Origin of the sequence: Nitrospirillum amazonense, from assembly GCF_007828045.1 — a bacterium.
In the GTDB taxonomy this organism is placed as follows: Bacteria; Pseudomonadota; Alphaproteobacteria; order Azospirillales; family Azospirillaceae; genus Nitrospirillum; species Nitrospirillum amazonense_C.
In genome coordinates this window covers 167,750-194,035 of record NZ_VITN01000007.1, presented here as the reverse complement: position 1 = coordinate 194,035, position 26,286 = coordinate 167,750, and the positions used below count along the sequence as shown (strand labels likewise).

Annotated in this window: 29 protein-coding genes; 10 read left to right on the top strand and 19 right to left on the bottom strand. The window is 67.4% G+C overall.

Annotated elements, in window-relative coordinates:
• Nucleotides 1-76 precede the first annotated feature (76 nt).
• Nucleotides 77-622: a winged helix-turn-helix domain-containing protein gene (locus FBZ89_RS13835; RefSeq protein WP_145750550.1), complete on the top strand. Its 546-nt coding sequence runs from the start codon at nucleotides 77-79 to the stop codon at nucleotides 620-622.
• Here FBZ89_RS13835 and FBZ89_RS13830 read toward each other — a convergent pair.
• The 15 genes from FBZ89_RS13830 to pqqA (FBZ89_RS32045) form a co-directional block, all read right to left on the bottom strand.
• Nucleotides 594-1,289, bottom strand: coding sequence for a DUF1275 family protein (locus FBZ89_RS13830; protein WP_145750549.1), 696 nt, complete (start codon nucleotides 1,287-1,289; stop codon nucleotides 594-596). The genes FBZ89_RS13835 and FBZ89_RS13830 overlap by 29 nt on opposite strands.
• 4 nt (nucleotides 1,290-1,293) lie before the next feature.
• The gene (locus tag FBZ89_RS13825; protein WP_246172189.1) at nucleotides 1,294-2,709 is read right to left on the bottom strand and encodes an alginate export family protein; all 1,416 of its coding nucleotides are present in this window, start codon (nucleotides 2,707-2,709) and stop codon (nucleotides 1,294-1,296) included.
• A gap of 56 nt (nucleotides 2,710-2,765) precedes the next feature.
• The gene (locus FBZ89_RS13820) at nucleotides 2,766-3,659 is read right to left on the bottom strand and encodes a VOC family protein (RefSeq protein WP_145750547.1); all 894 of its coding nucleotides are present in this window, start codon (nucleotides 3,657-3,659) and stop codon (nucleotides 2,766-2,768) included.
• A 14-nt stretch (nucleotides 3,660-3,673) separates the two neighbouring features.
• The gene (locus tag FBZ89_RS13815) at nucleotides 3,674-4,096 is read right to left on the bottom strand and encodes a DoxX family protein (RefSeq protein WP_246172188.1); all 423 of its coding nucleotides are present in this window, start codon (nucleotides 4,094-4,096) and stop codon (nucleotides 3,674-3,676) included.
• Nucleotides 4,097-4,113: 17 nt separating this feature from the next.
• Nucleotides 4,114-6,009, bottom strand: a complete 1,896-nt coding sequence (locus FBZ89_RS13810) for an amidohydrolase (protein WP_145750545.1) — start codon at nucleotides 6,007-6,009, stop codon at nucleotides 4,114-4,116.
• Nucleotides 6,010-6,012: 3 nt separating this feature from the next.
• Entirely contained in the window at nucleotides 6,013-6,303 is a 291-nt protein-coding gene (locus FBZ89_RS13805; RefSeq protein WP_145750544.1) for a XapX domain-containing protein, read from the bottom strand.
• Between the two features lie 67 nt (nucleotides 6,304-6,370).
• Nucleotides 6,371-7,024, bottom strand: coding sequence for a hydrolase (locus tag FBZ89_RS13800; protein ID WP_145750543.1), 654 nt, complete (start codon nucleotides 7,022-7,024; stop codon nucleotides 6,371-6,373).
• A 241-nt stretch (nucleotides 7,025-7,265) separates the two neighbouring features.
• Entirely contained in the window at nucleotides 7,266-7,814 is a 549-nt protein-coding gene (locus tag FBZ89_RS13795; RefSeq protein WP_186457351.1) for a phosphatase PAP2 family protein, read from the bottom strand.
• A 79-nt stretch (nucleotides 7,815-7,893) separates the two neighbouring features.
• A complete protein-coding gene (locus tag FBZ89_RS13790) occupies nucleotides 7,894-8,892 on the bottom strand; it encodes a nucleoside-diphosphate sugar epimerase/dehydratase (protein WP_145750541.1) in 999 nt (332 codons plus the stop codon).
• Nucleotides 8,893-9,049: 157 nt separating this feature from the next.
• Entirely contained in the window at nucleotides 9,050-9,430 is a 381-nt protein-coding gene (locus FBZ89_RS13785) for a c-type cytochrome (RefSeq protein WP_246172187.1), read from the bottom strand.
• Nucleotides 9,431-9,477: 47 nt separating this feature from the next.
• A complete protein-coding gene (locus FBZ89_RS13780; RefSeq protein WP_145750539.1) occupies nucleotides 9,478-10,065 on the bottom strand; it encodes a PQQ-dependent catabolism-associated CXXCW motif protein in 588 nt (195 codons plus the stop codon).
• A complete protein-coding gene (locus FBZ89_RS13775; RefSeq protein ID WP_145750538.1) occupies nucleotides 10,062-10,916 on the bottom strand; it encodes a substrate-binding domain-containing protein in 855 nt (284 codons plus the stop codon). The genes FBZ89_RS13780 and FBZ89_RS13775 overlap by 4 nt, the downstream gene beginning before the upstream one ends.
• 19 nt (nucleotides 10,917-10,935) lie before the next feature.
• The gene (locus FBZ89_RS13770; RefSeq protein WP_145750537.1) at nucleotides 10,936-11,388 is read right to left on the bottom strand and encodes a c-type cytochrome; all 453 of its coding nucleotides are present in this window, start codon (nucleotides 11,386-11,388) and stop codon (nucleotides 10,936-10,938) included.
• 114 nt (nucleotides 11,389-11,502) lie between these two features.
• On the bottom strand, nucleotides 11,503-13,302 hold the full coding sequence (gene xoxF5 / locus FBZ89_RS13765; RefSeq protein WP_145750536.1) for a lanthanide-dependent methanol dehydrogenase XoxF5: 1,800 nt from the start codon (nucleotides 13,300-13,302) through the stop codon (nucleotides 11,503-11,505).
• A gap of 215 nt (nucleotides 13,303-13,517) precedes the next feature.
• Entirely contained in the window at nucleotides 13,518-13,595 is a 78-nt protein-coding gene (pqqA, locus tag FBZ89_RS32045) for a pyrroloquinoline quinone precursor peptide PqqA (protein WP_145750621.1), read from the bottom strand.
• 705 nt (nucleotides 13,596-14,300) lie between these two features.
• Here pqqA (FBZ89_RS32045) and FBZ89_RS13755 point away from each other — a divergent pair.
• The 4 genes from FBZ89_RS13755 (at nucleotide 14,301) to FBZ89_RS13740 (ending at nucleotide 16,396) form a co-directional block, all read left to right on the top strand.
• On the top strand, nucleotides 14,301-14,972 hold the full coding sequence (locus tag FBZ89_RS13755) for a response regulator transcription factor (RefSeq protein WP_145750535.1): 672 nt from the start codon (nucleotides 14,301-14,303) through the stop codon (nucleotides 14,970-14,972).
• Between the two features lie 80 nt (nucleotides 14,973-15,052).
• Nucleotides 15,053-15,628: a cupin domain-containing protein gene (locus tag FBZ89_RS13750; RefSeq protein ID WP_145750534.1), complete on the top strand. Its 576-nt coding sequence runs from the start codon at nucleotides 15,053-15,055 to the stop codon at nucleotides 15,626-15,628.
• Nucleotides 15,629-15,763: 135 nt separating this feature from the next.
• Nucleotides 15,764-16,003: a type II toxin-antitoxin system VapB family antitoxin gene (locus FBZ89_RS13745; RefSeq protein ID WP_145750533.1), complete on the top strand. Its 240-nt coding sequence runs from the start codon at nucleotides 15,764-15,766 to the stop codon at nucleotides 16,001-16,003.
• Entirely contained in the window at nucleotides 16,004-16,396 is a 393-nt protein-coding gene (locus FBZ89_RS13740; RefSeq protein WP_186457350.1) for a type II toxin-antitoxin system VapC family toxin, read from the top strand. It abuts the gene before it with no gap.
• Between the two features lie 46 nt (nucleotides 16,397-16,442).
• On the opposite strand, the gene FBZ89_RS13735 is transcribed toward FBZ89_RS13740, so the two are convergent.
• From FBZ89_RS13735 to nosP, 4 genes are all read right to left on the bottom strand, one after another.
• Nucleotides 16,443-17,099, bottom strand: coding sequence for a hypothetical protein (locus FBZ89_RS13735; protein WP_145750532.1), 657 nt, complete (start codon nucleotides 17,097-17,099; stop codon nucleotides 16,443-16,445).
• A gap of 1 nt (nucleotide 17,100) precedes the next feature.
• Nucleotides 17,101-17,886, bottom strand: a complete 786-nt coding sequence (locus FBZ89_RS13730) for a 2OG-Fe(II) oxygenase (protein WP_186457349.1) — start codon at nucleotides 17,884-17,886, stop codon at nucleotides 17,101-17,103.
• A 98-nt stretch (nucleotides 17,887-17,984) separates the two neighbouring features.
• Complete coding sequence (locus tag FBZ89_RS13725; protein WP_145750530.1) at nucleotides 17,985-20,753, bottom strand: hybrid sensor histidine kinase/response regulator; 2,769 nt, start codon at nucleotides 20,751-20,753, stop codon at nucleotides 17,985-17,987.
• Nucleotides 20,750-22,117 carry a nitric oxide-sensing protein NosP gene (gene nosP, locus FBZ89_RS13720; RefSeq protein ID WP_246172186.1) on the bottom strand — a complete coding sequence of 456 codons (1,368 nt, stop codon included), beginning with the start codon at nucleotides 22,115-22,117 and terminating at the stop codon, nucleotides 20,750-20,752. The genes FBZ89_RS13725 and nosP overlap by 4 nt, the downstream gene beginning before the upstream one ends.
• Before the next feature lie 288 nt (nucleotides 22,118-22,405).
• Between nosP and FBZ89_RS13715 the strand changes: the two genes are divergently transcribed.
• The 5 genes from FBZ89_RS13715 (at nucleotide 22,406) to pqqD (ending at nucleotide 26,277) form a co-directional block, all read left to right on the top strand.
• Nucleotides 22,406-23,869 carry a porin gene (locus tag FBZ89_RS13715; RefSeq protein ID WP_211115223.1) on the top strand — a complete coding sequence of 488 codons (1,464 nt, stop codon included), beginning with the start codon at nucleotides 22,406-22,408 and terminating at the stop codon, nucleotides 23,867-23,869.
• 142 nt (nucleotides 23,870-24,011) lie between these two features.
• A complete protein-coding gene (gene pqqA / locus FBZ89_RS32040) occupies nucleotides 24,012-24,206 on the top strand; it encodes a pyrroloquinoline quinone precursor peptide PqqA (protein WP_425465957.1) in 195 nt (64 codons plus the stop codon).
• Between the two features lie 96 nt (nucleotides 24,207-24,302).
• Nucleotides 24,303-25,220, top strand: a complete 918-nt coding sequence (pqqB, locus tag FBZ89_RS13705; RefSeq protein ID WP_145750529.1) for a pyrroloquinoline quinone biosynthesis protein PqqB — start codon at nucleotides 24,303-24,305, stop codon at nucleotides 25,218-25,220.
• Nucleotides 25,217-25,984, top strand: a complete 768-nt coding sequence (gene pqqC / locus FBZ89_RS13700) for a pyrroloquinoline-quinone synthase PqqC (RefSeq protein WP_145750528.1) — start codon at nucleotides 25,217-25,219, stop codon at nucleotides 25,982-25,984. The genes pqqB and pqqC overlap by 4 nt, the downstream gene beginning before the upstream one ends.
• Nucleotides 25,981-26,277, top strand: coding sequence for a pyrroloquinoline quinone biosynthesis peptide chaperone PqqD (pqqD, locus tag FBZ89_RS13695; protein ID WP_145750527.1), 297 nt, complete (start codon nucleotides 25,981-25,983; stop codon nucleotides 26,275-26,277). The genes pqqC and pqqD overlap by 4 nt, the downstream gene beginning before the upstream one ends.
• Nucleotides 26,278-26,286: the final 9 nt, after the last annotated feature.

Here is a 26,286-nt window from a genome sequence, read left to right as displayed (position 1 = left end):
TTCCAAATAATTCTAGAAACGCTTATATTTTGAATTATAGGAAAGCGCAAGCCACCTCCCACCCCCCTCGGATCCGATGCCCAGCACCCATATCCTGACCCAGCCGCAGCTGGACTGCCTGACTTCCCCCATCCGCCTGGCCATCATCCAGCGGCTGGAGATCGACAGCCAAGCCACGGCGCGGGAAATCGCCCAGCGCATGGGGCGGCCGGTGACATCGCTCTACCACCACCTGAAACAGATGGAGGGGATCGGGCTATTGCGCGTGGTGGGGGAACGGCGCGGCGCCCGCCGGCCGGAGGCGATCTACGCCATGGTGGCGGACCAGCTGTCGTCGTCGGCGGCGGTACGGACGGAGGAGGGGCGCCGCACCTACGCCCGCGCCGCCCTGCGGGTGGCGGAGGCAGGGGCGCGGGCCGTCTCCGCCGCCATCGAGGGGGGCACTCCGCGCTTCGAGGGAGATCAGCGCACCTTGGCGGCGCGCTTCCATGTGGTGCGCGCGGACGCCGCCAAGCTGGCGCGCATCAACCGGGCGCTGAACGCGCTGGAAGAGGCGCTGTATCAGGACTGTGAGGCGGGGGAGGAGATCCTGCTCACCGTCCTGCTGGCGCCACAGGGCTAGCCTGGACATCGCCCGTGACCAGCACGCCGATGAAGGCGATGACGGGCGGCACGACGAAGGCCCATTCGCGCACCACCAGGAACAGGCCGGCGGCGGCGGCACAGCCGAAGGCGAAGCCGATGACGCTGGCCGACATTTTCCCAAGGCGGCCCTTGGCGGCGGCCCGCGCCTCCGCCGGGACGCCGCGCATCAGGTCGGCCAGGTCGATCATGATCTGGGTGGTGGTGCCGGTCATCAGGGTGGTGGGCGGCGTCGTGCTCATATGGGCGCGGTGCATGCCGTTCTGCAGGGCCATGGCGGTGACCAGCACCATGCCGGTCACGATGGCGGGCAGGGCATCGCCGTCGTGAAAGGGGCCGAAGTGAATGGCCAGGGCGGCGCCAGCGGCCAGCAGCAGCATCTTCAGCACCAGCAGGGTGCGCAGGATGGGCACCTGACGCCGCTCCAGCCCCGCGCAGAGGAAGCGCGACAGGATCACCACCAGGCAGAACACCGGCAGGGCCAGCAGCTTGGCCCCGGCGCCCGACGTGCCCAGCACCAGCGACGCGCCGAAGGTGACGAAGTTGCCGGTGACATGGGCGGTGAACAGCCCCTGCAAGGCCAGGAAACCGGCGGTGTCGACATAGCCGCCGTTGACGCTCAACAACACGGGCAAACCCTGTTTCATGGCCTTACCATCCCAGTTTGACTTCAATGCCCAGATAATCGCTGTCATGCCCGCCGGCGCGGCGCAAGGTGTCGCCGATGGCGTAGTGCACCGCCTCCACCGCCGTGGTCAGGTTGGCGGTCACGGCATAGTCCGCGCGCAGCTGGCCGTAGACACCCGTCCAGGGGGTGCCCTTGCCGGCGGTGCCGGGCACGGCGTTGCTGGGCTGGACATAGACGGCGTCCGCCGTCGTCTGCCGCCACAACAGGCCGGCCGCCGTCATCAGGCTCAGCTTCGGTATCGGCTTCACCGTCAGCGACGGCTTCAGGTGGATCAGGTTGGCATAGCCGGTGTAGCCCGCCAGCGCGAAATAATAGCCGTTGGGGAACAGCGGGTTGAAGGTGCCCAGCCGCCCGTCCCCCAGCCGGTCGTCGCCCGAGGCGGCGTCCGCCTGCAGGCCCAGGCGCGGCGTCCAGGCGATGTCGGTCAAGGTGTAGCCGGTCAGGGCGCCGACCGCCCAGGACCCCACCGCCTTGGGGCCCACCGATCCCCATTGGGCCATGCCCTCCACGTCCCAATCGAAGCCCGCCGCCGCGCCGGCATAGCGCAGGTCGAAGATGTCGCGCCGCTCCAGCCCGCTGGCGTCCAGGTATTTGGCGGTGTCGTTCTGGTAGCGGGAATAGTAGGCGGACAATTCCCCGGGACCCACACCGGCATGCTCCACACGGATGCCGCCATATTGCAGGTGGGTGTTGGAATAGTCGTCGAACGGCTCCCCCGTGCGGTACTGCACCGGGTGGCTCCAGAAACTGATGATGCGCCAGGGGGCGGTCTCCACGTTGACCCACACGGCGTCGAAGGCCTGGCGCACGTTGGGTCCGTCGCGGGTGGAGACGAAGCGCTGGCGGTCGAAGCCCATCTCCTGCCGGCCGGCGCGCACCTTCAGGGTGATGTCGTCGGTAAGGTCGCCGCTGTAGGCGACGAAGGCCTGGCGCAGATCGGCCTGGTTCTGGTCGGCTGGCGTCAGCGTGGTCTTGTCGAAGGCGCGCGCATCCTCGAACTGGCCGAACAACTGCCAATGACTGTCGATGCGCAGGTCCATATGGGTTTGCAGGCGCTGGATGACATAGCTGTCGCCCTTGCGACCCCCGATGCCGAACAGCGGCGCCTCATTATCCTCGAACCGCTCGCGCAGGGTCAGGCCCAGCGACAGGTATGTCTGAGAGTTCGTGGCATCCAGCGGGATGTACTTCAGCCCGTCCAGCGGCCCGGTGCGCAGGGCGGGGTTGGCCAGGGCCGACCAATCCTCCTGCCACCGGTTGGACTTGATGGCCGGCCGGGTCGCGGCCGGGGCCGCGGGCGTTTCTATTGTGTCATCCTCCTGCGCCCCGGCGCTGGCGGATGCCGCGCAGGCCAGGGCCACGGTGAGGGTGGATGCCATCACGTGCCGACGGCACAGGCGCGATGACGGGTGCCGTCGGCGGGTCATGACGGGACTTAGGACGCGCTGTGGATTTCGGCGACGTAGCCGCCGGGGAACTGCACCACCACGGCCTTGCGGTGGTCGGCGGTGTAGGGCTCCACCACCACGGTCACGCCGGCGGCCTTGGCCTTGGCCAGGGTCTCATCCAGGTTCGGCACCTCATATCCGGTCATCTCCCGGCCGTAGGGCCAGGGCAGGTGGCCGTCGGTGACCAGCACGGTCATCTTGCCGAAGGCGCTCTCGATACGGACGCGGCGATAGGTGTCGTTGGGCCGGCCGATCTCCACGCCCGGGGCCTTGGCGTCGTCCGATACCACCTTGCCATGGCTGAAAGCCACGAAGTCCTTCACGAACTCCGTCACCTTGTGGGCGGAGACGTAGACGCGGTTCTCCGGCACCGTCTGGAAGGCGGCGTAGTTGGGCGTGGTGGTGTGCCAGTACAGCTGCATGTTCACGCCACCCGGCCACTGGATGACGGTGTCGCGGCCGATGGGGTCGGGGAAGGGTTCCACCAGCACGTCGGCGCCGGCGGCGACGGCGGCCTTGGTCGCCACGTCCATGTCGGTCACCAGATAGCCCGTGCGCTCCGCGCCGAAGGGGTAGGGGATGGGGGTCTTGAAGCCGAACAGGGAGACGGTGCCCACCGGCGTCTGCAGCAGCTGCGACGTGGTGCTGCTGGGCGTCGGCGTGACGGTGGCCACCACCTGCTTGGTGCTCTGCCCGCCGAAGGTGGCGAGGAAGCTGGCGACGAACTTGTCGACATCCTCCACCGCCACATAGACGTGGGTGGTGTCGTACTGCGGCGCCACGGCGACGGCCGGGCTGGCGGAGCTGGCCGCCTGCGCCGCCAAGGGCAGGGCCAGGCAGGCGCCCATCAGCAGGGCGGCGGCATAAGAACGGATACGCATCGGAAAGGCTCCCATCAGGATGCGGACGAGGAAGGGGTGTGGGATTTCAGGTCATGCCAGGCCACGAGAACGAAGCCGCCGACCAGTCCCAGATGTTCGTAAAAGGCGTTGGCGGTCATGAAACGCTCCTGCCCCGCCATCTCCCAGTAGCGATTGGCCACGACGGTGGCGAACAGGGTGAAGCCGGCCAGGGCCAGGGCGCCCATCCAGCGCAGGCGCCCGCTGAGGATCATCAGCGACGCGCCCAGTTCCAGGGCGATGACCGCCGCCGCCAGGGCGGGGTAGGCCGGCATGCCGAAGTGCGCCAACTCCGCCACGGCGCCGTTGAAATCCAGGGCCTTGTTGATCCCGCCCTGGAGGTAGGCGGCGCAGAGGCCCAGCAGCGCCACCCACCGGACGATGGGGGGCGTCAGCAGACGGGCGGCGGGCTGGACCAATGTAGCCGTCCCCATGATCAGACGGCCCAGCAGGCGCAGCCCAAGGCGCCCCAGAAGGACTTCAGGTCGCGGATGGGCAGCTTGGCCGACCAGGCGGTGGCGTGGCTGTGGCCATGCACGCCGCAGGCGCTGTCGCAGCCACAGCTTTGCGCCGCCTGGCGCTGCAGCTTCGTGTTCGTCGGTTCCAGCAGGTTCCAGGCGCCATAGCCGCCGAAGGTCCGCACCGGCGACCAGTCGGGCATGGCCGGCGGGATGGGGGTGGCGTCATGGCCGGCGAAGTCACCGGCGCCGTAGACCACCTTGCCTCCCACCACGGTCAGCAGGGCGGTGGTGTCGGCGATCTCATCCTCGGCACAGGCGAAGAAGTCGCGATCGGGCACGATCAGGTCGGCCAGCTGGCCTTCCTGGATGCGGCCTTTCTTGCCCTCCTCGTTGGAGAACCAGGTGGTGTTCTCCGTCCACATGCGCAGGGCCGTCTCGCGGTCCAGGCAGTTGGCGCGGGGGTAGAGGTGCAGGCCGCCCACCGTCTTGCCGGTGATCAGCCAGGCCAGCGAGACCCAGGGGTTGTAGCTGGCGACGCGCGTGGCGTCGGTGCCGGCGGACACCTTGACGCCCTTTTCCAGGATACGCGCCACCGGCGGCGTGGCCGCGGCGGCCCCCAGGCCGTAGCGCTCCACGAAATATTCGCCCTGGTAGGCCATGCGGTGCTGCACGGCGATGCCGCCGCCCAGGGCCGCGATGCGGTCGATGGATTCGTCGGAGATGGTCTCGGCGTGATCGAAGAACCAGTTCAGGCCCTCCAGCGGCACGTCCTGGTTCACCTTCTCGAACACGTCCAGGGCGCGGCTGATGGTCTCGTCGTAAGTCGCGTGCATGCGCCAGGGCCAGCGGTTCTGCGCCAGGATGCGCACCACCTCCTCCAGGTCGCCTTCCATCTCCGGTGCCATGTCGGGGCGGGGCTGGCGGAAGTCCTCGAAGTCCGCGGCGGAGAACACCAGCATCTCGCCGGCGCCGTTGTGGCGGAAATAGTCGGTGCCCTGCTTGTAGGTCGAGGTCCGCGTCCAGTTCAGGAAGTCGTCCTTCTCGCCCTTGGGCTTCTGCGTGAACAGGTTGTAGGCCAGGCGGATGGTCAGCTGGTCCTCGTCCGCCAGCTTTTGGATGACCTCATAGTCACCCGGGTAGTTCTGGAAACCGCCGCCGGCGTCGATGGCGCCGGTGACGCCCAGCCGGTTCAGCTCGCGCATGAAATGGCGGGTGGAGTTCACCTGGTAGTCGAAGGGCAGCTTGGGCCCCTTGGCCAGGGTGGCGTAGAGGATGGCGGCGTTGGGCTTGGCCAGCAGCAGGCCGGTAGGGTTGCCCTTGACGTCGCGCAGGATCTGGCCGCCCGGCGGTTCCGGCGTGTCCCTGGTGTAGCCCACGGCGCGCAGGGCGGCGCCGTTCAGCAGCGCGCGGTCATACAGGTGCAGGATGAACACCGGCGTGTCGGGCGCCACGGCGTTCAGTTCCTCGATGGTGGGCAGGCGCCTTTCCACGAACTGGTGCTCGGTGAAGCCGCCGACCACGCGCACCCACTGCGGGGCGGGGGTGATGGCCACCTGGCGCTTCAGCATGGCCATGGCGTCGGCCAGCGACCGCACGCCGTCCCAGCGCAGTTCCATGTTGAAGTTCAGGCCGCCGCGGATGATGTGCAGGTGGTTGTCGATCAGGCCGGGCAGGACGCGGCGGCCTTTCAGGTCGATCACCTTGGTGGCCGGGCCGGCATGGGCCATCACCTCATGTTCCCCACCCACCTTCAGGAAACGGCCATCCTTCACGGCCACGGCGGTGGCGGTGGGGTTGGCGCGGTCCAGCGTGGTGAACAGGCCGTGATGCAGGATCAGGTCGGCCGTCTGGACATCGGCAGCGGTCGTCATTTCTCAGGTCCCTTTGGCGGTATTGGGGGTGGTGTCATCCGCGGCGGCGGCCTTGGGGGCCCCCTGCGGCAGGTGGCCGAACATGTGCGGGCGCACCTGTTCCTGCACCCAGGACAGGGCCGCCGGCTCCTTGGCCCACAGGGTCTTCAGCAAGGGCGGGATCTGCTCGCCCACCAGGATGCCCAGCAGGCCGACCAGGGCCACCACGGGCGGGGCGGGCGACCGGACGTTGATCAGGGCGTAGATGACGCCCACCAGCAATCCGGCGCCCAGCGACATGAGGTAGATTTTCATAAGAGGGCGACCTCCCTGCCGCCGGAAGAAGGACGCGGCCGGGCGCATACCCGGCCGCGCTGACGGCTCAGCCCTCGTGGGCGTTGAACATGGTCTTGGCGTAGGTGATACCCAGGCCGTAGGCGCCGCCCCACTTTTTGGCGATGCCGGTGGTCATGTCATAGGTCTCGGTGCGGGCCCAGTCGCGCTGCAGCTCCAGCAGGTACTGCAGGGCGGTGACGGGACGGGCGCCGGCCTGGATCATGCGCTCCACCGCGCGCTCGTGCGCCTCGGTCGAGACGTCGCCGCAGGCGTCGGTGATGACGTAGACCTCGAAGCCTTGGTCAATGGCCGACAGGGCCGGCCCGACGATGCAGACGCTGGTCCACAGGCCCGACAGCACGATGCGCTTCTTGCCGATGGCGTTGATCTGCTTGATCACCGCAGCGTCTTCCCAGGTGTTCATGGACGTGCGGTCCAGCAGGTCCTGGCCGGGGAAGGCGTCGGTGATCTCGGCGTACATCGGGCCGGAGAAGCTGTTTTTCGCCACCGTGGTCAGGATGGTCGACACCTTGAAGCCGGCGGCGGCGTTGGCCACCAGGGCGGCATTGTTGCGCAGCGTGATGGCGTCGATCGAATGCGTCGCGAAGGACATCTGCGACTGGAAATCGATCATGATCAGGGTGTGATCGGTGGGGGTCAGCAGCTTGGCGCCGGGGGTGGGCGTGGCCGTGATGGACATGATGTTTTCCTCGCGTAGGCTGGCGGGATTTCGAAAATGCTGCCGGACGGGATGGCCGGCACGGGGGGCAAAATGCCGCCGCGGGCCCCTTGGGGTCTTGTCGAAAGGGTCGAAGATTTGAAGCTCGAGACGGTTCAGTCACCGACGCATGGCGCGGCACTCCCCGCGCCGCGCCGGTGCCGGCGCCAGCCCGGCGACCGGGACCGCCTTGGGGTTTTCCGGGTAGAGGGTGCGGGAGGGGCTACAGCACCACGAAGGCCCGGATCAGGCTGTCCAGCCACCGGACATTCAGGAAGGCCAGCGGGATGGCCACGGCCAGGGTCGCCGCCAGGTACAGGCGGGAGCCCCGCTGGATGCGGCGCACCGCCCAGGGGCAGCCCGTGGCCAGCAGGCCCAGGGATCCGACAAGGAAACCGCCGATGACGTCCACCCAGGTGTGTTCCGTCAGCAGCACGCGCGACCAGCCCTCCACCAGGGCGATGCTGGCCAGGGCCGTCAGGATCACCGGCAGGGCCATGCGGCCGTGGCTGTGACCACCGCGCAGATAGATGACCAGCAATCCGCCATAGAAGGCCACCGCCAGGGTGACGTGCCCGCTGGGAAAGTGGGGCAGGTCCGGGTCCGTGCGCAGCATCCCGCGGATGGCCAGGGCGATCAGCAGCGACAGCACCACGCCGCCACCCCAGGCCGCCGCCACGCTATAATCGCGGCGCGCCAGCAGCATGCCCATAAGGGCGGCGAACACGGGCAGGACGAAGCCGATCGTGGCCAGGGTGCTCAGAAGCTGCATATCCACCCGTCGGAGGAGCCTGGAGATGACGCCGGAGATTAGCAGGCGGCGCAGCTGAACGGAACGTGTGGGGTGCGTATCATCGGCCCTGGCATTCCGACGCCGGCGCGCGGCCCTGACTGCGCCCCGATTGTGGCAGCGCCAGGGCCGACAGCTCCGGGTCGGGCACCAGCCAGACGGTGGCGGATACGGTGCGCAGCCGTTCCAGCACGGCGGCGGTGCGGTCGCCGGCCGTCCACGGCAGGGCTATGAACACGCCCACATCCCCATGACGAGCCCCATGGCGGGCCCCATGGCGGGCTAGGAAGTCGAACAGGAAATCCAGGCCGCCCAGATAGGGTGGCTGGCGGGGCGAGGCGCCGCCGTCGGGCGGGCGGTCGCCGAACATGCCCAGCAACTCGATCTCTTGCTCCATGCGGCCGGCCATGTCCGTCACCCGGCGCAGGGCGGCGGGGTCGGCGCCGACGATGACGGCGTGGCGAACCCGCCAGCGGCGGGCGACGGCCAGCGGGACGAGGGCGCTTTCCAGGCGATGGGCCGGGACCAGGGCGCCGGTGGCCAGCACGAACCACACGGCGATCCAGGCGATGGTGGCGACACCACCGCCGTTGACCAGCGCCACCGCCAGCAGGCAGGCGAACAAGGCCGCCATCACCTGGACAGCCACGGACCATGGCGGTTCATCGGAGTGGCGCGGCCGGGCATGGCGGCCCAGCATCCAGGCCAGGAGGACGTGCGCGGGGCCGGCGGCCAGACACAGGCCGATGCGCAGGTCGTCGGCCGCGACCAGTCCGGCGTGCACCGCCAGCGAAAGCAGAATGCCGCCCAGGGCCGCCACGGTCCCCGCCTCCAGCAGCGACCACAGCACCTTGAACGCCCTGCGGCTCAGGCCCAGGTTGAAGGCCGGACCGGACTGCGCCACGGGGGTGATCGCGGAATCGGTGTGGCCAAGGGCTCGCCGGGCTTGGTCCACGACGGCGCCTTGCCCTTCGCGGGCGCGGGTCAGGGGCGTCGGCGCCGCGTCGGCGCCGCGCGACATGATCGTGTCTGAAACCGTCGTCCCTGCTCTGGTGCTCACGGGCGCCCGCCCCTCTCTAATGCCGATGGCATGATGCAGGACAAGGATTAATGGCCCATTAACATGGCGCCGTAAAGGCCCGTGACGCCCAACGAAAACACCCCCGTCCGGCGGCTCCGGACGGGGGTGTCTGGGGGGCGATTTTAGATAGGGCCGCTTACTTCAGCGTCGTCAGATAGGCGATGACGTTGTCGCGGTCCTTCTGGTCCTTCAGGCCGACGAACACCATCTTGGTGCCCGGCACGACGGCCCGCGGATCGGTCAGGTAGGTGTCCAGTTCCTTGGCCGTCCATTCCTTGTTGGCGCCTTTCATGGCGGCGGAATAGTCGTAGCCCGGCGCGGTGGCGGACTTGCGGCCGATGATGCCGTGCAGGCTGGGGCCCACCTTGTTCACGCCGGCGTCGACGGAATGACAGACCGCGCACTTCTTGAACACCACTTGGCCGGCGGCGGGATCACCGTCCGCCAGGGCCGTTCCGGCCGTTCCACCCGCGATGATCGTGGCGGCAACCGCCGCCCAAAATCCGATACGTCGCACCTTCTGCTCTCCTTTACCTGGTCTCTGGTCGTCGTGAACTTTTGAACTCAGGGTGCCCCCGGCGAACCGGGGGGTGTCAGCGCCGTGGCGGTGGCCAGGGGCAACCCGGCGGCGCGCCAGCCGTCAACGCCGTCCGGATACCAGGCGACGTTGGTGTAACCATAACCGGCGGCGCGCTTGGTCGCATTCCAGCTCATCCAGCACTCGGGCAGACAATAGAACACCAGCGGGCGGTTCTTGTCGCCCCCGCTTAAAGTCGCAAGTTGTTGCTGAAACCAGTTTTCCAGGGTAGGGCTCAGCGCCCCCCGCCCAACGTCAGGCAGCCAGACGCTGCCGGGTAGATCCTCATGGGGCAGGGGCATCCAGGGTGATCCCGGCGCCATGCCGGCCGGCCGCCGGGGGGAGGGCAGCACGTCCACCAGCACCACACGGGTCCCCTCCCGCGTCAGCAACTCCTGAAGCGCGGCGGTGGTCAGCACCTGGCCGCCGGCCACCGTCGCCGGCACCGGCGCCCGGTAATCATCCAGGCGATAGCCCGGGGGCTCCGGCACGGCCGGGGCCGTCTGCGCCGGCACGGCGATGGCGGGCAGGATGGCCATCACGCTTGCCAGGGCGGCCGTGGGCAGGGCCCTCATGGCTTGGCGCCGGCAGCCCCCGGCAAGGACGCGGGGATGGGCTTGTTCTGCTCATCCAGCAGGGGGATGCCATAGTCCGCCAGCAGCTTGTCGACCTCCGCCCGATGGCGCTGCAGGGCCTGATCCACCGAGCGGCGCCATTCCGGTTCATTGGCGCGCACGCCCATGGCGATGCGAAAATCCAGCCGGTTACCATCCCCCTCGGGGTCCAGGAAGGCGGCCTTCAGCGGCAGCTTGTCCTGCTTGATGTAATAGCCGGCGATGGGACCCCACAGCAGGGCGACATCGATCTTGCGGTCGGCCAGGTCCTGCAGCATGGCCCGCGAGGGCGAGTCATACCGCGTGTCCACCGCCAGGGCGTAGGAGGTGGTGTGCGCCATCAGGTTATGGCGCAGCAGCAGGTCGGTGGGCGGCGTCGCCGCCACCAGGCCGAAGCGCTTGTCAGCCAGGCTGGGATCGCCCACCGAGGTGGCGGTGATGCCGGCGTCCGCCCGCGTCACGATCATGTAGCCGCTGTGGTAATAGGCGTTGGTGTTGTCCATCAGCGGGTCGCCGGCCACCGTGCCCATGACCAGGTCGCACTGGCGGGCGCGCAGGGTGTTGCGCACGAAGCCCATGACTTGGGGGAACCAGACATAGCTGACGGGCAGCTTCAGATCCTGGCCGATGATGGCGGCGATCTTGTTCTCGAACCCCTCGCCCTTCTGGTTGGAATAGGGCATGTCGTTGGGGTCGGCGCAGATGCGCAATTCGGTGCGGGACACCAGCTCGGCCGTTTGGGCCAGGGCTTGGGATGCGGGCAGGGCCAGCGGCAGTAACGCCGCCAGCGCCAGGCGGAAGGCCGTTTTCATGAGGGTGCCGCCGTTGTTCTCAGTCCCCGATGCGCTGCGGCCGGCCGCGGCCGATGGCGCCGTCGGACCGGGCCTTCAGATAGCCGTAGATGTCGTCCAGATAGTTCGCCACATCCTCCGTCGTGCCGAAGGACGGCATGACGTTGTTGTTGGCGGTGTTCACGTTCTTGCGGCCGTTGATCACCGTCTCGGCGAAGGTGTCGTAGTCCATGTGCTTCAGGCTGTCGGTCAGGTCCGGGGCGTAGGAACTGCCGGCCCCGTCAGGACCATGGCACCGCATGCAGGACTCGCCATAGCGGCGATAGCCGTTGTAGGTGCCGGGATCGACCTTGCCACCTTCGACCTTATAGGGTTTGGCCTCGGCCGCCACCTTGGTGACGGTCGGCGCGCTGCCATCGGCGGCGCCGGCGGCGACGCTGAGGGGCAGGGCCAGAAGGGTGACGGCAGCGGCCAGCGCCAAGCGTTTCGGCATCAGTCGGACCTCTTTTCGCGAAGTGGGGAGTCCAGGCATGTGTGCTCTAGCTCAAGGGGCAAAGAAGCCCCGCCTGAGGAATGATCCCCAGGCGGGGCTGAGAAGGAGAGAGGGTTACGGTAGGGCGAAGACGGTGAGCACACCGCCCAGCTGGGTGTAGTTGGCCAACTGCTTGTAGGCGCCGACGGCGCCCAGGCCGTCCGTGTCGCCGCCCAAGCCGGCGGCCATGCCGATGCCGGCCCAGCCGCCGACACCGGACAGCACGGCGATGTACTGCTTGCCGCCATGCTCATAGGTTGTGACGTTGCCGATGATCCCCGACGGCGTCTTGAACTTGTACAGCTCCTTGCCGGTCTTCATGTCGACGGCCTTCAGGTAGCCTTCCAGCGTGCCGTAGAAGGCGACGCCGCCCGCCGTGGTCAGGGCGCCCGACCAGACGGAGAAGGTTTCCTTGTTGGACCAGACGATCTTGCCGCTGCTGGCGTCCCAGGCGATGAAGTTGCCCAGGTGATTCTCGCCCTTGGGCGGGAACATGGACAGGGTGGCGCCGACATAGGGCTGACCGGCGGTGTAGGAGACCTTGAACGGCTCATAGTCCATGCAGACGTGGTTGGTCGGCACGTAGAACAGGCCGGTGTCCGGCGAGTACGAGGCCGGCTGCTGGTCCTTGCTGCCCAAGGCCGCCGGGCACACGCCCTTGGTGTTGTGGTCTTCGCCGTTGTGGTCGGTGCTGTACTGCGCCACCACTTCCGGGCGACCGGTCTTCATGTCCACATGCGTGGCCCAGTTGACCGCCGGGTCGTACTTCTCCGCCACCAGCAACTCGCCGGTCTCGCGGTTCATGGTGTAGGCGAAGCCGTTGCGGTCGAAGTGGACCAGCGCCTTGACGGGCGTGCCCTTCACCTTGATGTCGGCCAGGATCATCTCATTGACGCCGTCATAGTCCCATTCGTCATGGGGCGTCATCTGGTAGACCCACTTGGCCATGCCCGTGTCGGCGTCGCGGGCGAAGATGGTCATGGACCATTTGTTGTCGCCGGGGCGCTGCTTGGGGTTCCAGGTCGAGGGGTTGCCGGAGCCGTAGTAAATCAGGTTCAGCTGCGGGTCATAGCTGGTCCAGCCCCAGGTGGCGCCGCCGCCGGTCTTCCACTGGTCGCCCTGCCAGGTCGACAGGGATGAGTTGGCGCCGATGGGCTTGCCCAGGCTGGTGGTCTTCTGCGGATCGACCAGGATCTGGTCGTCGGGGCCGACGGAGTAGGCCTTCCACGCGACGGAGCCGTCCTTCAGGTTGTAGGCCGTCATGCGGCCCTGCACGCCGAATTCGCCGCCGCTGATGCCGACCAGCACCTTGTCCTTCACGATGACGGGCGCGCCCGTCATGGTCTCGCCCTTCTTGGGGTCGCCGTTGGCGACCTTCCACAGTTCCTTGCCGGTCTTGGCGTCCAGCGCCACGACGTTGGCGTCGGCCTGGTTCAGGATGATCTTGCCATCACCATAGGCCACGCCGCGGTTCACGGTGTCGCAGCACATGACGGGGATGACCGTCGGATCCTGCTTGGGCTCATACTTCCACAGGATGCGGCCCTGATTGTTCAGGTCCAGCGCGTACACCACGTTGGGGAAGGGGGTGTGGACGTACATGACATCGCCCACCACCAGCGGGCCGCCCTCATGGCCGCGCAGCACGCCGGTGGAGAAGGTCCACACCGGGCGCAGTTCCTTCACGTTGGCGGTGGTGATCTGCTTCAAGGAGCTGTAGCGCTGATTGGCGTAGTCACCGGCTTGCATGACCCATTGCTTGGGGTCCTTGCTGGCCTTCGACAGTTCGTCGTTGGCCAGCGACGGATGGCTGGACAGCAAGCTGACCGCCACGAGGGCGGTCCAGGACAACAACACCTTCTTCCGCTGTTTCATCTCATTTCCCTCCCTGGGGATTGGCCGGTAGGTCCGGTCCGATTGGTGTCCGCCTGGCCGGCGGATGGGCGACGCGATTAGGCTAATCAGAGGCCACTAGCCCGCCGGCACGGGCGAATATCCAGGCCGGAGACTGGGGACAAAACGCACAAGGACGCACACCGGGCGGATGTACGTCCAGCCGGCCCCTGGGGCCGGCCGATGATGGCGGGGCGTCAGACGTCCGCGCAGGCGTAGCAGTTGATTTCCATGCCGAGCGCGATCTCGGTGACGGTGGGCTTCTTCCAACGCATGGGGTCTCTCCTTGAGAAGGTTAAGGATAGGTCCCTTCGGACCAGTTTCCATCCCGCTTGTTCCCATCCCGTCCTGGGCCGCCGGCCGCCACGGGCAATCCCGTCTCCACCCCTGCCGGCCACCGCTGCCACCCATGGGGACCGGCGTACCGGCCTTCGTGGGATCGATGTCGTTCGCGCCGGATGTCGCAAGGTAATAGAGACACCGTTTGGAACCAGGCGGCTGTCGGCAAAAAAAGGGCTGTCGGGATGCCAATAACCGGTGACGCCGCAGGCCCATGATCACGCGGGAACTTCGACTCTGCCAGTTCTTCATCTTTGCTGGCCCGCCGGGGCTTTCCCGTCGGGCCGTTCCTCTCCGGGGCGCCGCTCCTTCCGGCCTTCCCTTTGGAACTTCAAAGGGAATGGGCCACCGTTCGGCTTGCTGCCCATCTTCAAGAAGCCCGTCCCGAGTGCCAATTGTACTTTGGTACAAGGGTAATTTGACACCCATGCCACACCCGCCGAGGGCGGTGCCGGCACTCGCTCTTCCGGTCACATAGTGATTATATGTCAGAGGGTTATATTCAAGCGGCCAGTGGCGGCGAAGGCTCCGTCGCCGGGCCGCGGCCTAACCCTCCCAGGCACTAGCCTGGTTGATCGATATCGACTATCGTCAAGGTCGAGGAAACGCCGAATCATAATCGCCCGCAAACGAGGCGACGCATGCCGCAAATAATCATTGCCGACGATCATCCCATGGTGCGGGGCGCCCTGGCCCTGGCCGTGGAGTCCGCGTTTGACCAGCCTGAAATCCTTGAGTGCGCCCATCTGGCGGGCGTGATGCAGTTGCTGGAGTCCATCGGCGCCGCCGATCTCCTGCTGCTGGATCTGCGCATGCCCGGTGTGGATGGGTTTGAGGGGCTGGTGCGCATCCGCAGTCAGTTCCCCGCCACCCCCGTCGTGGTGATCTCCGCCCTGGAGGACCCGCGCCTGGTACGCGAGGCCCTGGCCTTGGGCGCCATGGGCTTCATTCCCAAGTCCACCCCCCGGGCAGAGATCGTGGCCGCCCTGTCGCTGGTGGCCGCTGGCGGCACCTATCGTCCCGACGACCTGTCGCTGGCCGAGCCGGCCCCCGACCCCAAGGGCCAGGCGGCGGACGATGATTTCCTGCAGCGGGTCCTGACGCTGACGCCGCAGCAGCGCCGCGTCCTGCAATTGCTGGGCACGGGTAAGCTGAACAAGGAAATCGCCTATGACCTGGACATCGCTGAAACCACGGTGAAGGCCCACGTCTCCAGCATCCTGCACAAGCTGCGCGTCTACAGCCGGACCCAGGCCGTGGTCATGGCCGGCCGCCTGCACCTGGACAGTTTCGCCGACGTGGCGGAAGGCTGACCCGGAACCTGCTCCGGAACCTGCGGGGGCCCGGCGGATTTCAGAGGGTGGAACCGTTCCGCCTTCAGGGGAGATACGCCATGGCCGACCAGCACGCCGAAGCCGATGCCTACGGCGGCATGGCGGGGGAACACGGCCGCTGGCCGGAGAATTTCATCCTGCACAGCCTCAGTTGGGTGCCCAACAATGCCCGCCTGCACGTCTTGATCTACCGGGGCATGGTGCCTCTGGGGGATGGCGACCCGGCTGCGGTGTTCGAGGCGTTGTTCCTGCGCAACGGCTGGCCCGCGCGCTGGCGCGACGGCATTTACGACTATCACCACTATCATTCGTCCGCGCATGAGGTGCTGGGCTTCGCCCAGGGGCAGGCGGAACTCATGCTGGGCGGGCCCAACGGCCGCCGGGTGGCGGTGCGCGCCGGCGATGTCGCCGTGTTGCCCGCCGGCACCGGCCATTGCCGCGTGGCCGCCAGCGACGATTTCCTGGTGGTGGGCGGCTATCCACCGGGCCAGGACTGGGACATCCGGCGCGAGGCGGCGACGCCGGCGGAGCTTGAGCGCATCGCCCGTCTGCCGTTCCCGCCCCTTGATCCCGTCACTGGCGCCAACGGGCCGCTGACCCAGCTGTGGACACCCACACCCGGCTACCGGATGTAACACGGTCCGCCGGCGCTGCCGTCCGCGCCCGCATCCAGTTGCCCATGGGATTTGCCCTGGCAGTGGCCCTTGGACATGCGGATATCCTGAGGTATCTTCTTGGATATCCAATGACCCGCTCGGGGAGGTATCGGCATGCCCCTCTACATCAAGGACGACGTTACAGCCGAACTGGTGGCGGAGTTGGCAGCCATCCGGGGCATTTCCAAGCAGGATGCGGTCAAGCTGGCGGTGCGTGCGGAACTTAAGCGTCTGGCGGAGGCCGTACCCTTGCGGGACCGCCTGGCGGCCTTTCGCGCCCGGCATGCGCTGCCGGCCCCCACCGGGCTGCCGGCCGACAAGGCGTTTTTTGATGATCTTTCCGGGGACCTTTGAGTGATTTTCGCGGACGCCTCCGCCCTGATCGCCCTCATTGTCGGGGAGGAGGATGCCACCGACTTGGCGGATCGCCTCGAAACGCACGCGGATCGTCTCTGTTCCGCGCTCGGCGTTTGGGAAACGGCGGCCGGTCTTTGCCGATCATACAAGCTGCTGCCAGCAGAGGCTCGCGAGCTGGTACAGGAATTTCTGAAAGAAGCGGGCTTCCGGTTCGTGGACCTGGGCGAGCGGGAGTGGCAACTCGCACACGATGCTTATGCCCGATATGGAAAAGGGCGCCATCCCGCCGCGTTGAATATGGGGGATTGCTTTGCCTATGCCTGCGCCAAGGCGCAGGGTGCGGCCCTTCTCTACAAAGGCGAAGATTTCAAGCTGACCGACTTGGCATAAGGTCGGTTCGGCACGCGGAATGTCGGTGGTTTCATTGGTCGCCGCGTCATCCGGCCATGGCCCGATCCCGGTAATGCCGCAGCAGGCGGGGGCACAGAACCTCCAGCCGCGCATCGACGGCCGGATCGCGCGGCTTGTCGCGCCAGCGGTCGGTCACGCCCGGGCCGCGGGTGTTGCCGAAGACCACGTCCATGGTTTCCCGCAGCACCGGTTCCGCATCCCACAGCGTCCGCAGCAGGTCGTTGTAGTCGCGGCGGAAGGTGTAGTGCGCTTCGTCCAGGGGCCAGCCCAGGTCGGCCAGGGCCGTGAACACCGAGGGGTCGCGGGCCACGAAATCCTCATAATGGATGACGGCGTCGAACAGCCGGTGCCGCTCGGCGAACACCTGGTCCAGGATCAGGAACTTCTCGTCCATCAGGCCGGAATGGTGGCGGTAGTTCGCGGTCGACAGGCTGGCGTAGTTGTCACGCGGGTCGCGCAGGAACAACACCAGTTTGTCGGGGCGGAAGCGTTCCACGTGGGTCGCCAGGGGATAGGCCGTGGTCACCACCACCTTGGCCACGAAGTCGGCCGTGGTGGTCACGCGCGGGGCGGCGAAGTTGTTGGGGATGTCCGCCAGGGCGATGCAGCCGGGCCGCTCCGCCAGGGCGCGGGTGAAGGCGGTGGCCCCGCTCGACTGCATGCCTTGGACCAGCAGGCGCATGTCACACCCCCTCGCTCAAGGGTTGGTGCAGCCAGTCCTCGGTCAGCTCCGCGGTAACGAAGACATAGCGGCGGGTGTGGGGCGTCGGCTGGCGGGGGCTGACGCCGTGCAGGGCGTTCAGGCTCTGGGGGAAGATCACCAGGCGGTTGGCGGCGTAAGGCACGGTCAGCACCGCCTCCACCGCGGTGTCCGGCAGCGCATAGTCCGCGATGCGCCCCGCCGGCCCGTCGCGCCAGCGGTACAGTACCAGGTCGCCGCCCCGTGCGTCGTCATCGCCCGCCCGCATGTAGAACAGGCAGGAGAAAAGGCGGTTGGGCGTGTCGAGATGCGGCCCGCGCGAGGAGGAGGCGCGGTCGCGCACGGGGGTGTTGATCTCCAGGCGCGCGTCCTGGTGGATGCGATACGGCCCCGCCGAGGTCAGGCGCCGCAACCCGGTGCTGTGACCCGTCAGGCGCCCATCCAGGGCCGCCAGCATCGCCGGGTCCCAGTGGCTGTCGAACAGGGCCGCGACCTCCGTCAGGAAGGCCGGACCGGCGTGGTAGGCGACGAAGTCCTTCCAGCAGGCCGGCAAATCCGGTGATTGGAGGATCATCCCGGCCGACAGCTCGAAGCGCCGGTTATTGGGCACCTGGTCCGGGGCGCAGTCCCAGCCCATGCGGGCAAACCCGGGAAAGCTGGCGCTCAGCTCCTGGTAAAGGCCGTCTTCCATGGGCCGATCGGCCACGACATGGGGAAAGGGGGTCGTGCGGACATCGGCGGGGCCAAGACCGGCCAGAAGGGAACGCATGCGCGGCCGGACCTTGTTCGGGCGTGAAAGCGACCGGCCAGGCATATCGCCGGTTGCGAAGGCGTGTCAACCGGGCGCGGAGGGTCCGGACCCCGGCCCTACCCCAGCATGCTGGACAGCAGCGCCCGCAGCTGCGCCGGATTCAGCGGCTTTTTCAGCATCCAGTACTGGTGCTGCTTCACTTGGGCCTCGACCTCCGGCGTGTGGTCGGCGGTGACGATGATGGCGGGTGGGGCCAGGCCGGTGCCGGCGGCAATGACCTGGCGCAGGCGGGTGACCTCATCCGGGCCGGTGTGGCCATCCCCCAGGTGGAAGTCGGCGATAAGGGCGTCGGGCGGGCGGGGCAGGCGGCCCAGCACCTCCAGCGCTTCCTCTCCGGTAGACGCCACCGCCGCCTCGCAGCCCCAGGTGGACAGCAGCGCCTGCATGCCCATCAGCGCGCTGGGCTCGTCATCCAGGACCAGGACCAGGGTTCCGTCCAGGGGACGGGCGTTGCCGTCACCGGCCACGCGGCGGGCGACGGCCGAGGCCGTCATGGCGCCCAAGGGCACAGCGACGGAGAAGATGGAGCCGCGGCCGACCATGGACCGGGTTTCCACCGTCACGTCCAACACCTTGGCCACGCGGCGCACGATGGCCAGGCCCAGGCCCATGCCCCGGCCGGTGGCGCGGGTGCGTCCCTCACCCTTGGTCGAATTCCCAGTGGGGCTGCCCAGCATGGGCCCCCGATGTAACTGATGGAATTCCTTGAAGATCTCATCCAACTGGTCGGCCGGTATGCCGGGACCGCTGTCCCACACCTCGATGCGCAAGGTGTCGCCCCGGCGGCGGCAGCCCAGCAGCACGCCCCCCCGCTGGGTATAGCGCACGGCGTTGGACAGGAAATTCTGCACGATGCTGCGCAGCAGGCGGATGTCGCTGCGTACCACGGCGCGCGACGGCACGTAGCGCAGGGCCAGCCCTTGTTCCTGCGCCAAAACCTGGTGCTCGGTGGATAGCGGCCCCAGCAGGCTGCCGATGGGGAAGTCCACGATCTCCGGCGAGACCGCGCCGGCGTCCAGCTTCGAGATGTCGAGCAGCGCATCCAGCAGGCCCTCCACCGCCCCCAGCGACACGTCGATGTTGTCGATCAGCGACCGGTTCTTGCGCGTATGTTCCAGCTCCGCCAGGGCCGACACGAACAGCCGGGCGGAATTCAGGGGCTGCAGCAGGTCATGGCTCGCGGCGGCCAGGAACTTGGTCTTGGACAGGTTGGCCTGCTCGGCCTCCACCTTGGCGGATTGCAGGGCGCGCTCCACCTCTCGCCGCTCCGCGATCTCCTGCTGCAACTGGCCGTTCAGGGCGGTCAGCGCCGCGGTGCGCTCGGTCACCCGCCGCTCCAGTGTCTCGTTCGCCTCCTTGATGGCGGCGTCGGCGCGGCGCCGCTCCGTAACGTCCTGCATCAGGGTGAAAAGGCCCAGGATCACCCGATCCTGGTCGGCATGGGGTAGGCCGATATGGGGCACGAAGGTGACATGGGCGTAGCGCGGCTCCGCCAGATTGTCGGGGTCGCCGGTGGGCGTCAGCTCCACCTCGAACGACACGGTCTGCCCGGCCAGGGCCCGGCGGATATAGGCGCGGCTGCGCTCGTAGAAGGCGGGGGCCAGCACGTGGCGCATGCGCCGGCCCAGAATGGCCGTTTCCGGCCGGCGCAGCCATTGCCGGTAGGGGGCGTTGACGAACTGGTAACGCTCGTCCGCGTCGGCATAGGCGATCAGCGCCGGCATGGCGTCCGTCACCAGGCGGATGCGCCGCTCGCTGTCGCGCAGCGCCTCTTCATTGCGCTTGCGCTCGGTGATGTCGGTGAAGGTCAGGACGAAACCGCCGTCGGGCATGGGGTTGCGCTCGATGTCCAGCACCCGGCCATTGAACCAGGTCTGTTCCAGCCGCAGCGGCAGCGGGTTGTTCTGGGGGTCCAGGAAACGCGGCTCGCTGATGCCATGGGCCAGCAGGCCGTCATTGAAGCGCTGGAAATCGGCGAAGACGGCGCCGCGCCGCACGCAGCGGGGCGTCAGGTCCAGCAGGCGCACGAACTCGTTGTTCCAGGCCACCAGCGCCAGTTGGGCGTCGTACACCGCTACCCCCTGGAAGATGTTGTCCAGCGTGGCCTGCAGCAGGGTGCTCTTCTGCGCCAGCGCCGCCTTCCACTGCTGCGTCTCCCGCCGTTTCAGGGCGGTGATGTCGGTGTAGATGGCGACCACGCCGCCGTCATTGGTGCGCTTCTCGTTGATCTGCATCCAGCGGCCGTCGCTCAGCGCGTGGACGGTGGGGCCCTGGCAATCGGCATGCTGGCGCAGGCGGCGGCGGACCCAGCCGTCGGGGTCGCGGTAGGCGTCCATCACGCTTTTGCGCTGCACCGCCAGATGCACCATGTCGCTGAACGACATGCCGGGGTGGACGTCGCCCGCCATGCCGGGCCAGAAGCTGAGATAATCCTGGTTGAACAGCACCAGCCGGTCGTCGGCGTCAAACAGGGCGAAGCCGCCGCTGACCGCCTCGATGGCGGTGAACAGGCGCAGGCGGGCCGTTTCCGCCTGCTCCCGCGCCAAGGCGGCTTCCTGATAGGACTGCTCCAGGTCAACCAGCGCCTCTTCCAGCGACCGGGTGCGCGACCGTACCTGATTCTCCAGGCTGATGGCGGTCTGGAACAGCGAAAAGGCTGAGCCCTGGCCGTCCACATGGCGCTCCACCCGGTCCATCAGCGACTGGTTGATGCGCGTCAGCTTCGCCACCTGCTGCTCCAGGTCGGCGATGCGCCGCGCCGCGTCCGTGTCGGCCGGCACCGGCGCTGCATCCTGGTTGGCGGGCAGGGGCTTGGGAATGATCATGTCCCACCGATGGCGACGCCGGTGAAGGTCTGGTTCACGTGCATGGACATGTACTGCTCGCCATAGGTGCAGAAGCCGGTGACGCGATGGGCGACGAACAGATCCGACACGGCGGCCTTCAGGTTGCGCTGTTCCGTTTCCAGGTTCCGCAAGACGCAATCGAACCCGATGATGGCGTCCAAGGGGCCGATCTCCCGTTCCAGCCGGCGGAACAATTCATGGAGATTTTCCACGATATCGATGCCGCGCGCCACCGTCAGCACCAGCCCCTCGTCGATGGCGCAGTGGAAGGTCAGGCTGTTGTCCGGGTTCACCTTCTGGATGGCGCGGACGTGGTACTGGCCGCCCACCCGCACCACCACGGGGTGGGCGGCGAAAATCTTGGGCGTCAGCGGCTCGTTCGACAGGCCCACCAGGCGGGCATATTCCAGGGCCGCCGGCTCGGCGTTGATCTCGAACACCCGGCGGCTCTCAAGGTCGGCGCCGGTCACCACCATCTTGTGTTCCGTAGGCACGAAATGCTCCGTCTTGAAGACGGAGAAGCGCCGGCGGGTGGTGACCAGCAGCAGGATGGCGGCGTCGCTGACGCAGCGGCCCTCATGCAGGACGACGGTGGATTTGAAATCCAGCCCGTCGCCGGCCGACCCGCCGATCAGCGGCAGGCCCGCCAGCGCGTTGCCGATGGCGCTGACCAGCTGTTCCTCGCGCGTCGACAGGCCATCGACCAGCAGCAGGCCGAAGCCGGGCCGCCCCTGGGCCTGGGCATGACGTTGGGACACCAGTTGATGCGTCCGCTCGATGGTGTTGGCGATCTGGAATTGGCTCAACCCCTCGAACAGGGCGGAATGGACCATGAAGTCCGCCGCCGGGAAGCTGATGCCGGTGAGGCCGTTGCTGATGTAGCCGAAGGGCGTGATCTCCCCCGCCGTGGTGCAGCCGAAGACGGGCGTGGAACCGAACGCCTTCTTCAGTGCCGACAGCATCTCCTCCCGGTCATAGGCGGGGGAGAAGAAGACCAGGATGCCGGCCGCGTCGCCGCCGTTCCCGATCTGTTGACGCAGCTCCGCCACCGCCGCATGGGCGTCCGTCTTGTCGGACCCGCCGCGGCGCAAGGGTACGGTGGGCCCGCCATCGCCGCGGGCGCGCGTCCGCGCAGGCGCCACGGGGAAGGGGGGCAGGGGCGGCAGGGAAGCGGCCGGGGGCACGGGGGCGGTACCGTTCATCCGCGGCGGGGTGCTGCGGGACCGCGCCGCGACCTTGGGCTTGGTTGGGGATGTGGCGCCGGGCCCGTCAACGGGGCGGGTCTTGGCACCGGGGGGCTGTCCACTATGGGATTGGCCGCTGTCGCCAGGCTTGGTTTTCATGGGTCCATCCGGGTGCGGTGCGGCGGCCGAAGGGCCGCATGCGAACCGCCCCCATGATTTCATAGGCTTGTCCCAGCGTGCGCAACCGGCCGGCAACCCGCAACGGTTCTTTAGTTCTATTGCGCGGACAAGGCAAACGACTTCAAGTTTCAAATTAAGGTGGGGCCCAGAAAGACCCCGCCAAACAGCAGGGAAATGATCGGCGCGCGGAAACTTCCGCCGAATGGCGTTTTATTGCCATGGCCACCGGGCCGACACCCTGCAAATATAAGCCGGGAGGAAACAAGAATGAAATCCAAGCGGATGGCATTGTTTCTGGGCGTGACCGCGATCAGCGGCCTGGCATGTCTGCCGGGATCCATGGCGAAAGCCGACACCACCGACGATCTTCTGGCCAAATTGTTGGCCAAAGGCATCCTGTCCCAGCAGGAATACGACCAACTGAAACAGCGCAAGGCGGTCGAGACGCCGCCACCCCCGCCGCCGGCCGCCGTGGCCAGCGCCAGCGCCGCGGCGGTGGCCGCCGCCCCGCCGCCCGATCCTTTCGCCGTGCGCATGACGGAAAAGGGCATCGGCGTGCATGTCGGCCCCGTCGACGTCACCCTGTCGGGCGAGATCAACGGCTATTATGTCCATGACAGCCCGGACAGCGTGGCGCCCAACCATGTGGTGGCGGGCGGCCTGGCGGCAGTGGGCAGCAGCGAGAACTCCTCCATCCGCAACGGCCTGCTGCCGGGCAACTTCGCCGTGGAGCTGAAGACCCAGCAGGAAGGCTTCGACATCGTCGCCCATTTCGGCCTGTACCCCGGCTTGAACAGCGTGTCGGGCGCGGGCGGTGCCAACTCCGCCGGTGCCGCGCATGCCCTGGCGACGTCGGGCATCGACTTCCGCCAGCAGTACCTGACGGTGGGCACGCCCAGCATGGGCACGGTCAAGGTGGGCCGCGACATCGGCCTGTTCGGCCAGCAGGCCATCCTGAACGACTTCACCCTGTTCGGCGTGGGGTCCACCGGCGGCAATGTGGCGCCGTCCAACACCTCGCTGGGGCGCATCGGCATCGGTTACGTCTATACCGACTTCATGCCCCAGATCACCTACACCACGCCCAAGTTCAGCGGCTTCACCGCGTCGGTCGGCATCTTCCAACCGCTGGACGCCTTCAACTTCTCCGGCCAGTCGGGCACCCTGTCCGCCCATGACGATCCGCAGATCCAGGCCGGCGTCAACTATGAGCTGCCAACCGACGCCAGCAGCCTGCTGAAGGCCCAGCTATGGGCCAACGTTGTCACTCAGGATTTGAAAAGCGTGTCGGCCGCCGAGGCGCTGCCCCAGGGACGCAGCGTGCGGGGCACCGGCTGGGACTTCGGCGCCAAGGTCGACATCGCGGATGCCGAGCTGGTGGCCTATGGCTACACCGGCGACGCGCTGGGAACCACCGGCCTGTTCTTCGACGGCGTCAGTGCCGCCGGCCAGGCGCGCAGTTCGGACGGCTACTACGTCCAGGGCAGCTACACCTTCTTCAAGAGGTTCACCCTGTCCGGCAGTTATGGGCTGAGCCGCCTGGGCCTGGCCTCGGGCGAGGTCAACCCCCTGCTGGTGAAGACCAACGAATCCTGGGCCGCCGGCTGCAAATATAAGCTGACCAGTTGGGTCAACCTGATCTGTGAGTATGCCCATACCACCGCCACGGCCCACGGCGGCAACAAGGCGCAAGAGGACACGATCGCCGCCGGCGCCATCGCGTTCTTCTAACAGGTCCCTATGCCTCTTACGGCGCCCTCCCCCATGTGCATGGTCACCATGGACCGGGCAGGGCGCCACTTCACCGGAACAGTGGAAGGCGTGCAACGCTTGATACCTTGGGTGCCGTGACTCGCCTGTCTGCGCCCAAGGGATGAGGCGGCGCGGGGTCGCAGCACCGGCAGCCGCCTTGACGGAAAGACGATTTAGAATTATTTTAAATATAGGAACGGACATGTGGCCGCTCCTCAAAACCGGAGGAAATGTTATGAGCTGGAAGACTCCGAAGATCGTTGAAATCGCGCTGGGCATGGAAATCAACTGCTACGCTTGCGCGGAAGTGAAGTAAGCAATTCAACGACTTGGGGCCGCCGCTGGTCTTCCGGGCGTTGGATCCGGTCGGCCGCGACGGCCCCCAGTGCTTTGGCTTGGCACCTAAGGACCCATGCATATCCTTGTTCTCGGCGCGGCGGCCGGCGGCGGGTTTCCCCAATGGAATTCGCATGCCGAGGCTTGCCGGCGGGCGCGCGCCGGCGATCCGGCGGCGCGGCCCCGCACCCAGGCCTCGCTGGCGGTCAGCCGCGACGGCCGGGACTGGTTTCTGCTGAACGCATCACCCGACCTGCGGCAGCAGATCGCCGCCAACCCGGCGCTGCACCCCAACCACGGCTTGCGCTCCTCCCCCATTGCGGGTGTGGTGCTGAGCGGCGGCGACGTCGATGTCATCGCCGGTTTGCTGAATTTGCGGGAGCGCCAACCCTTCACCCTGCACGGCACCGCCCGCACCCTGGGCATCCTGGACGCCAACCCGGTCTTCGAGGTGCTGGCCCGTGACGTGGTGGCGCGAAGCGCGCTGCCGCTGAACCAGCGGGTGCCTCTCACCGGGGGCGGCACTGGCGGCGCGGAAAGTGGGCTGTGGGTAGAGCTGTTCCCCGTGCCCGGCAAGGTGCCGCTATACCTGGAGGGCCACGACGGTCCACCCCCCATCGTGGAGGGGGAGGACACGGTGGGCGTGGCGGTGGATGACGGCGACCGTCGCTTCTTCTTCATTCCCGGCTGCGCCGCCATGACGGCGGCGCTGGCGGACCGCCTGCGCGGCGCCGAGTTGGTGTTCTTCGATGGCACACTTTATACCGACACCGAAATGATCGACGCCGGGCTTGGAAAGAAGACCGGTCTGCGCATGGGACACATGAGCGTGGACGCTACCCTTGCCGCCTTCGCCGGCCTGGATGTTCGCCGCCGCGTCTTCATCCACATCAACAATTCCAATCCCATCCTCATGGACGACAGCCCGCAGCGCCGGGTGGTGGACCAAGCGGGATGGGAGGTGGCCTTCGACGGAATGGAAATCGCCTTATGACCGCAGCGCCGCAGGATCGCGTCCTATCGCCGGAAGAGTTGGAGGCGGCGTTGCGCGCCGTGGGGGCGGAGCGCTACCACAACCTGCATCCCTTCCATAAGCTGCTGCACAGCGGCGCCCTGAACCGGGGCCAAGTCCAGGCCTGGGCCCTGAACCGCTATTATTATCAGAGCCGTATCCCGGCCAAGGACGCGGTGTTGCTGTCCCGCCTGCCCACACCGGATCTGCGCCGGCTTTGGCGCAGCCGATTGGAGGACCACGACGGCTTCCCCGGAGCCGACACCCCCGCCAACGGCGGCATCGAGCGGTGGCTGCGCCTGGCCACGGGCGTGGGGCTGGACCGCGACTATGTCCAGTCCACCGTCGGCATCCTGCCGGCCACGCGCTTTGCGGTGGACGCCTATGTTTCCCTGGTGCGGGACCGCAGCGTGCTGGAGGCGGTGGCCTCCTCCCTCACCGAGATGTTTTCCCCCACCATCATCGCCGAGCGTGTGTCCGGCATGCTGGCCAATTACGATTTCATCACTCAGGAAACCCTGGCTTACTTCACCCCGCGCCTGACCCAGGCGCCGCGCGATGTGGATTTCGCCCTGGCCTATGTGAAGGCACATGCCCGCACGGCGGAGCAGCAGCGGGGCGCCATCGCCGCCCTGACGGAGAAGTGCAACATCCTGTGGGCCCAACTGGACGCCCTGCACTTCGCCTATGTCGAGCCCGGCTACATCCCGCCGGGCGCCTTCATACCGGAAGGACGCCGGCGATGACCGATGCCGCGACCACGGAAGCGGTGGGCGAGGCGTCGGTGCCACGCTTTGCCCGAGGCGTGAAGTTCCGCTTCGATGATACCCGGAAAAGCTGGATGGTTCTGGCACCGGAACGACTTTTCCTGCCGGATGAGGCGGCCACCGAGATCCTGAAGCTGGTGGACGGCCAGCGCAGCCTGGGGGCCATCATCGACGACTTGGCCACCCGCTTCGACGTGCCGCGGGACGAGATGGCGGGCGACGTGGGTGGCATGCTGCGCGACTTGGCCGAGAAGGGCGTTGTCCTGCTATGAGCCATGCTT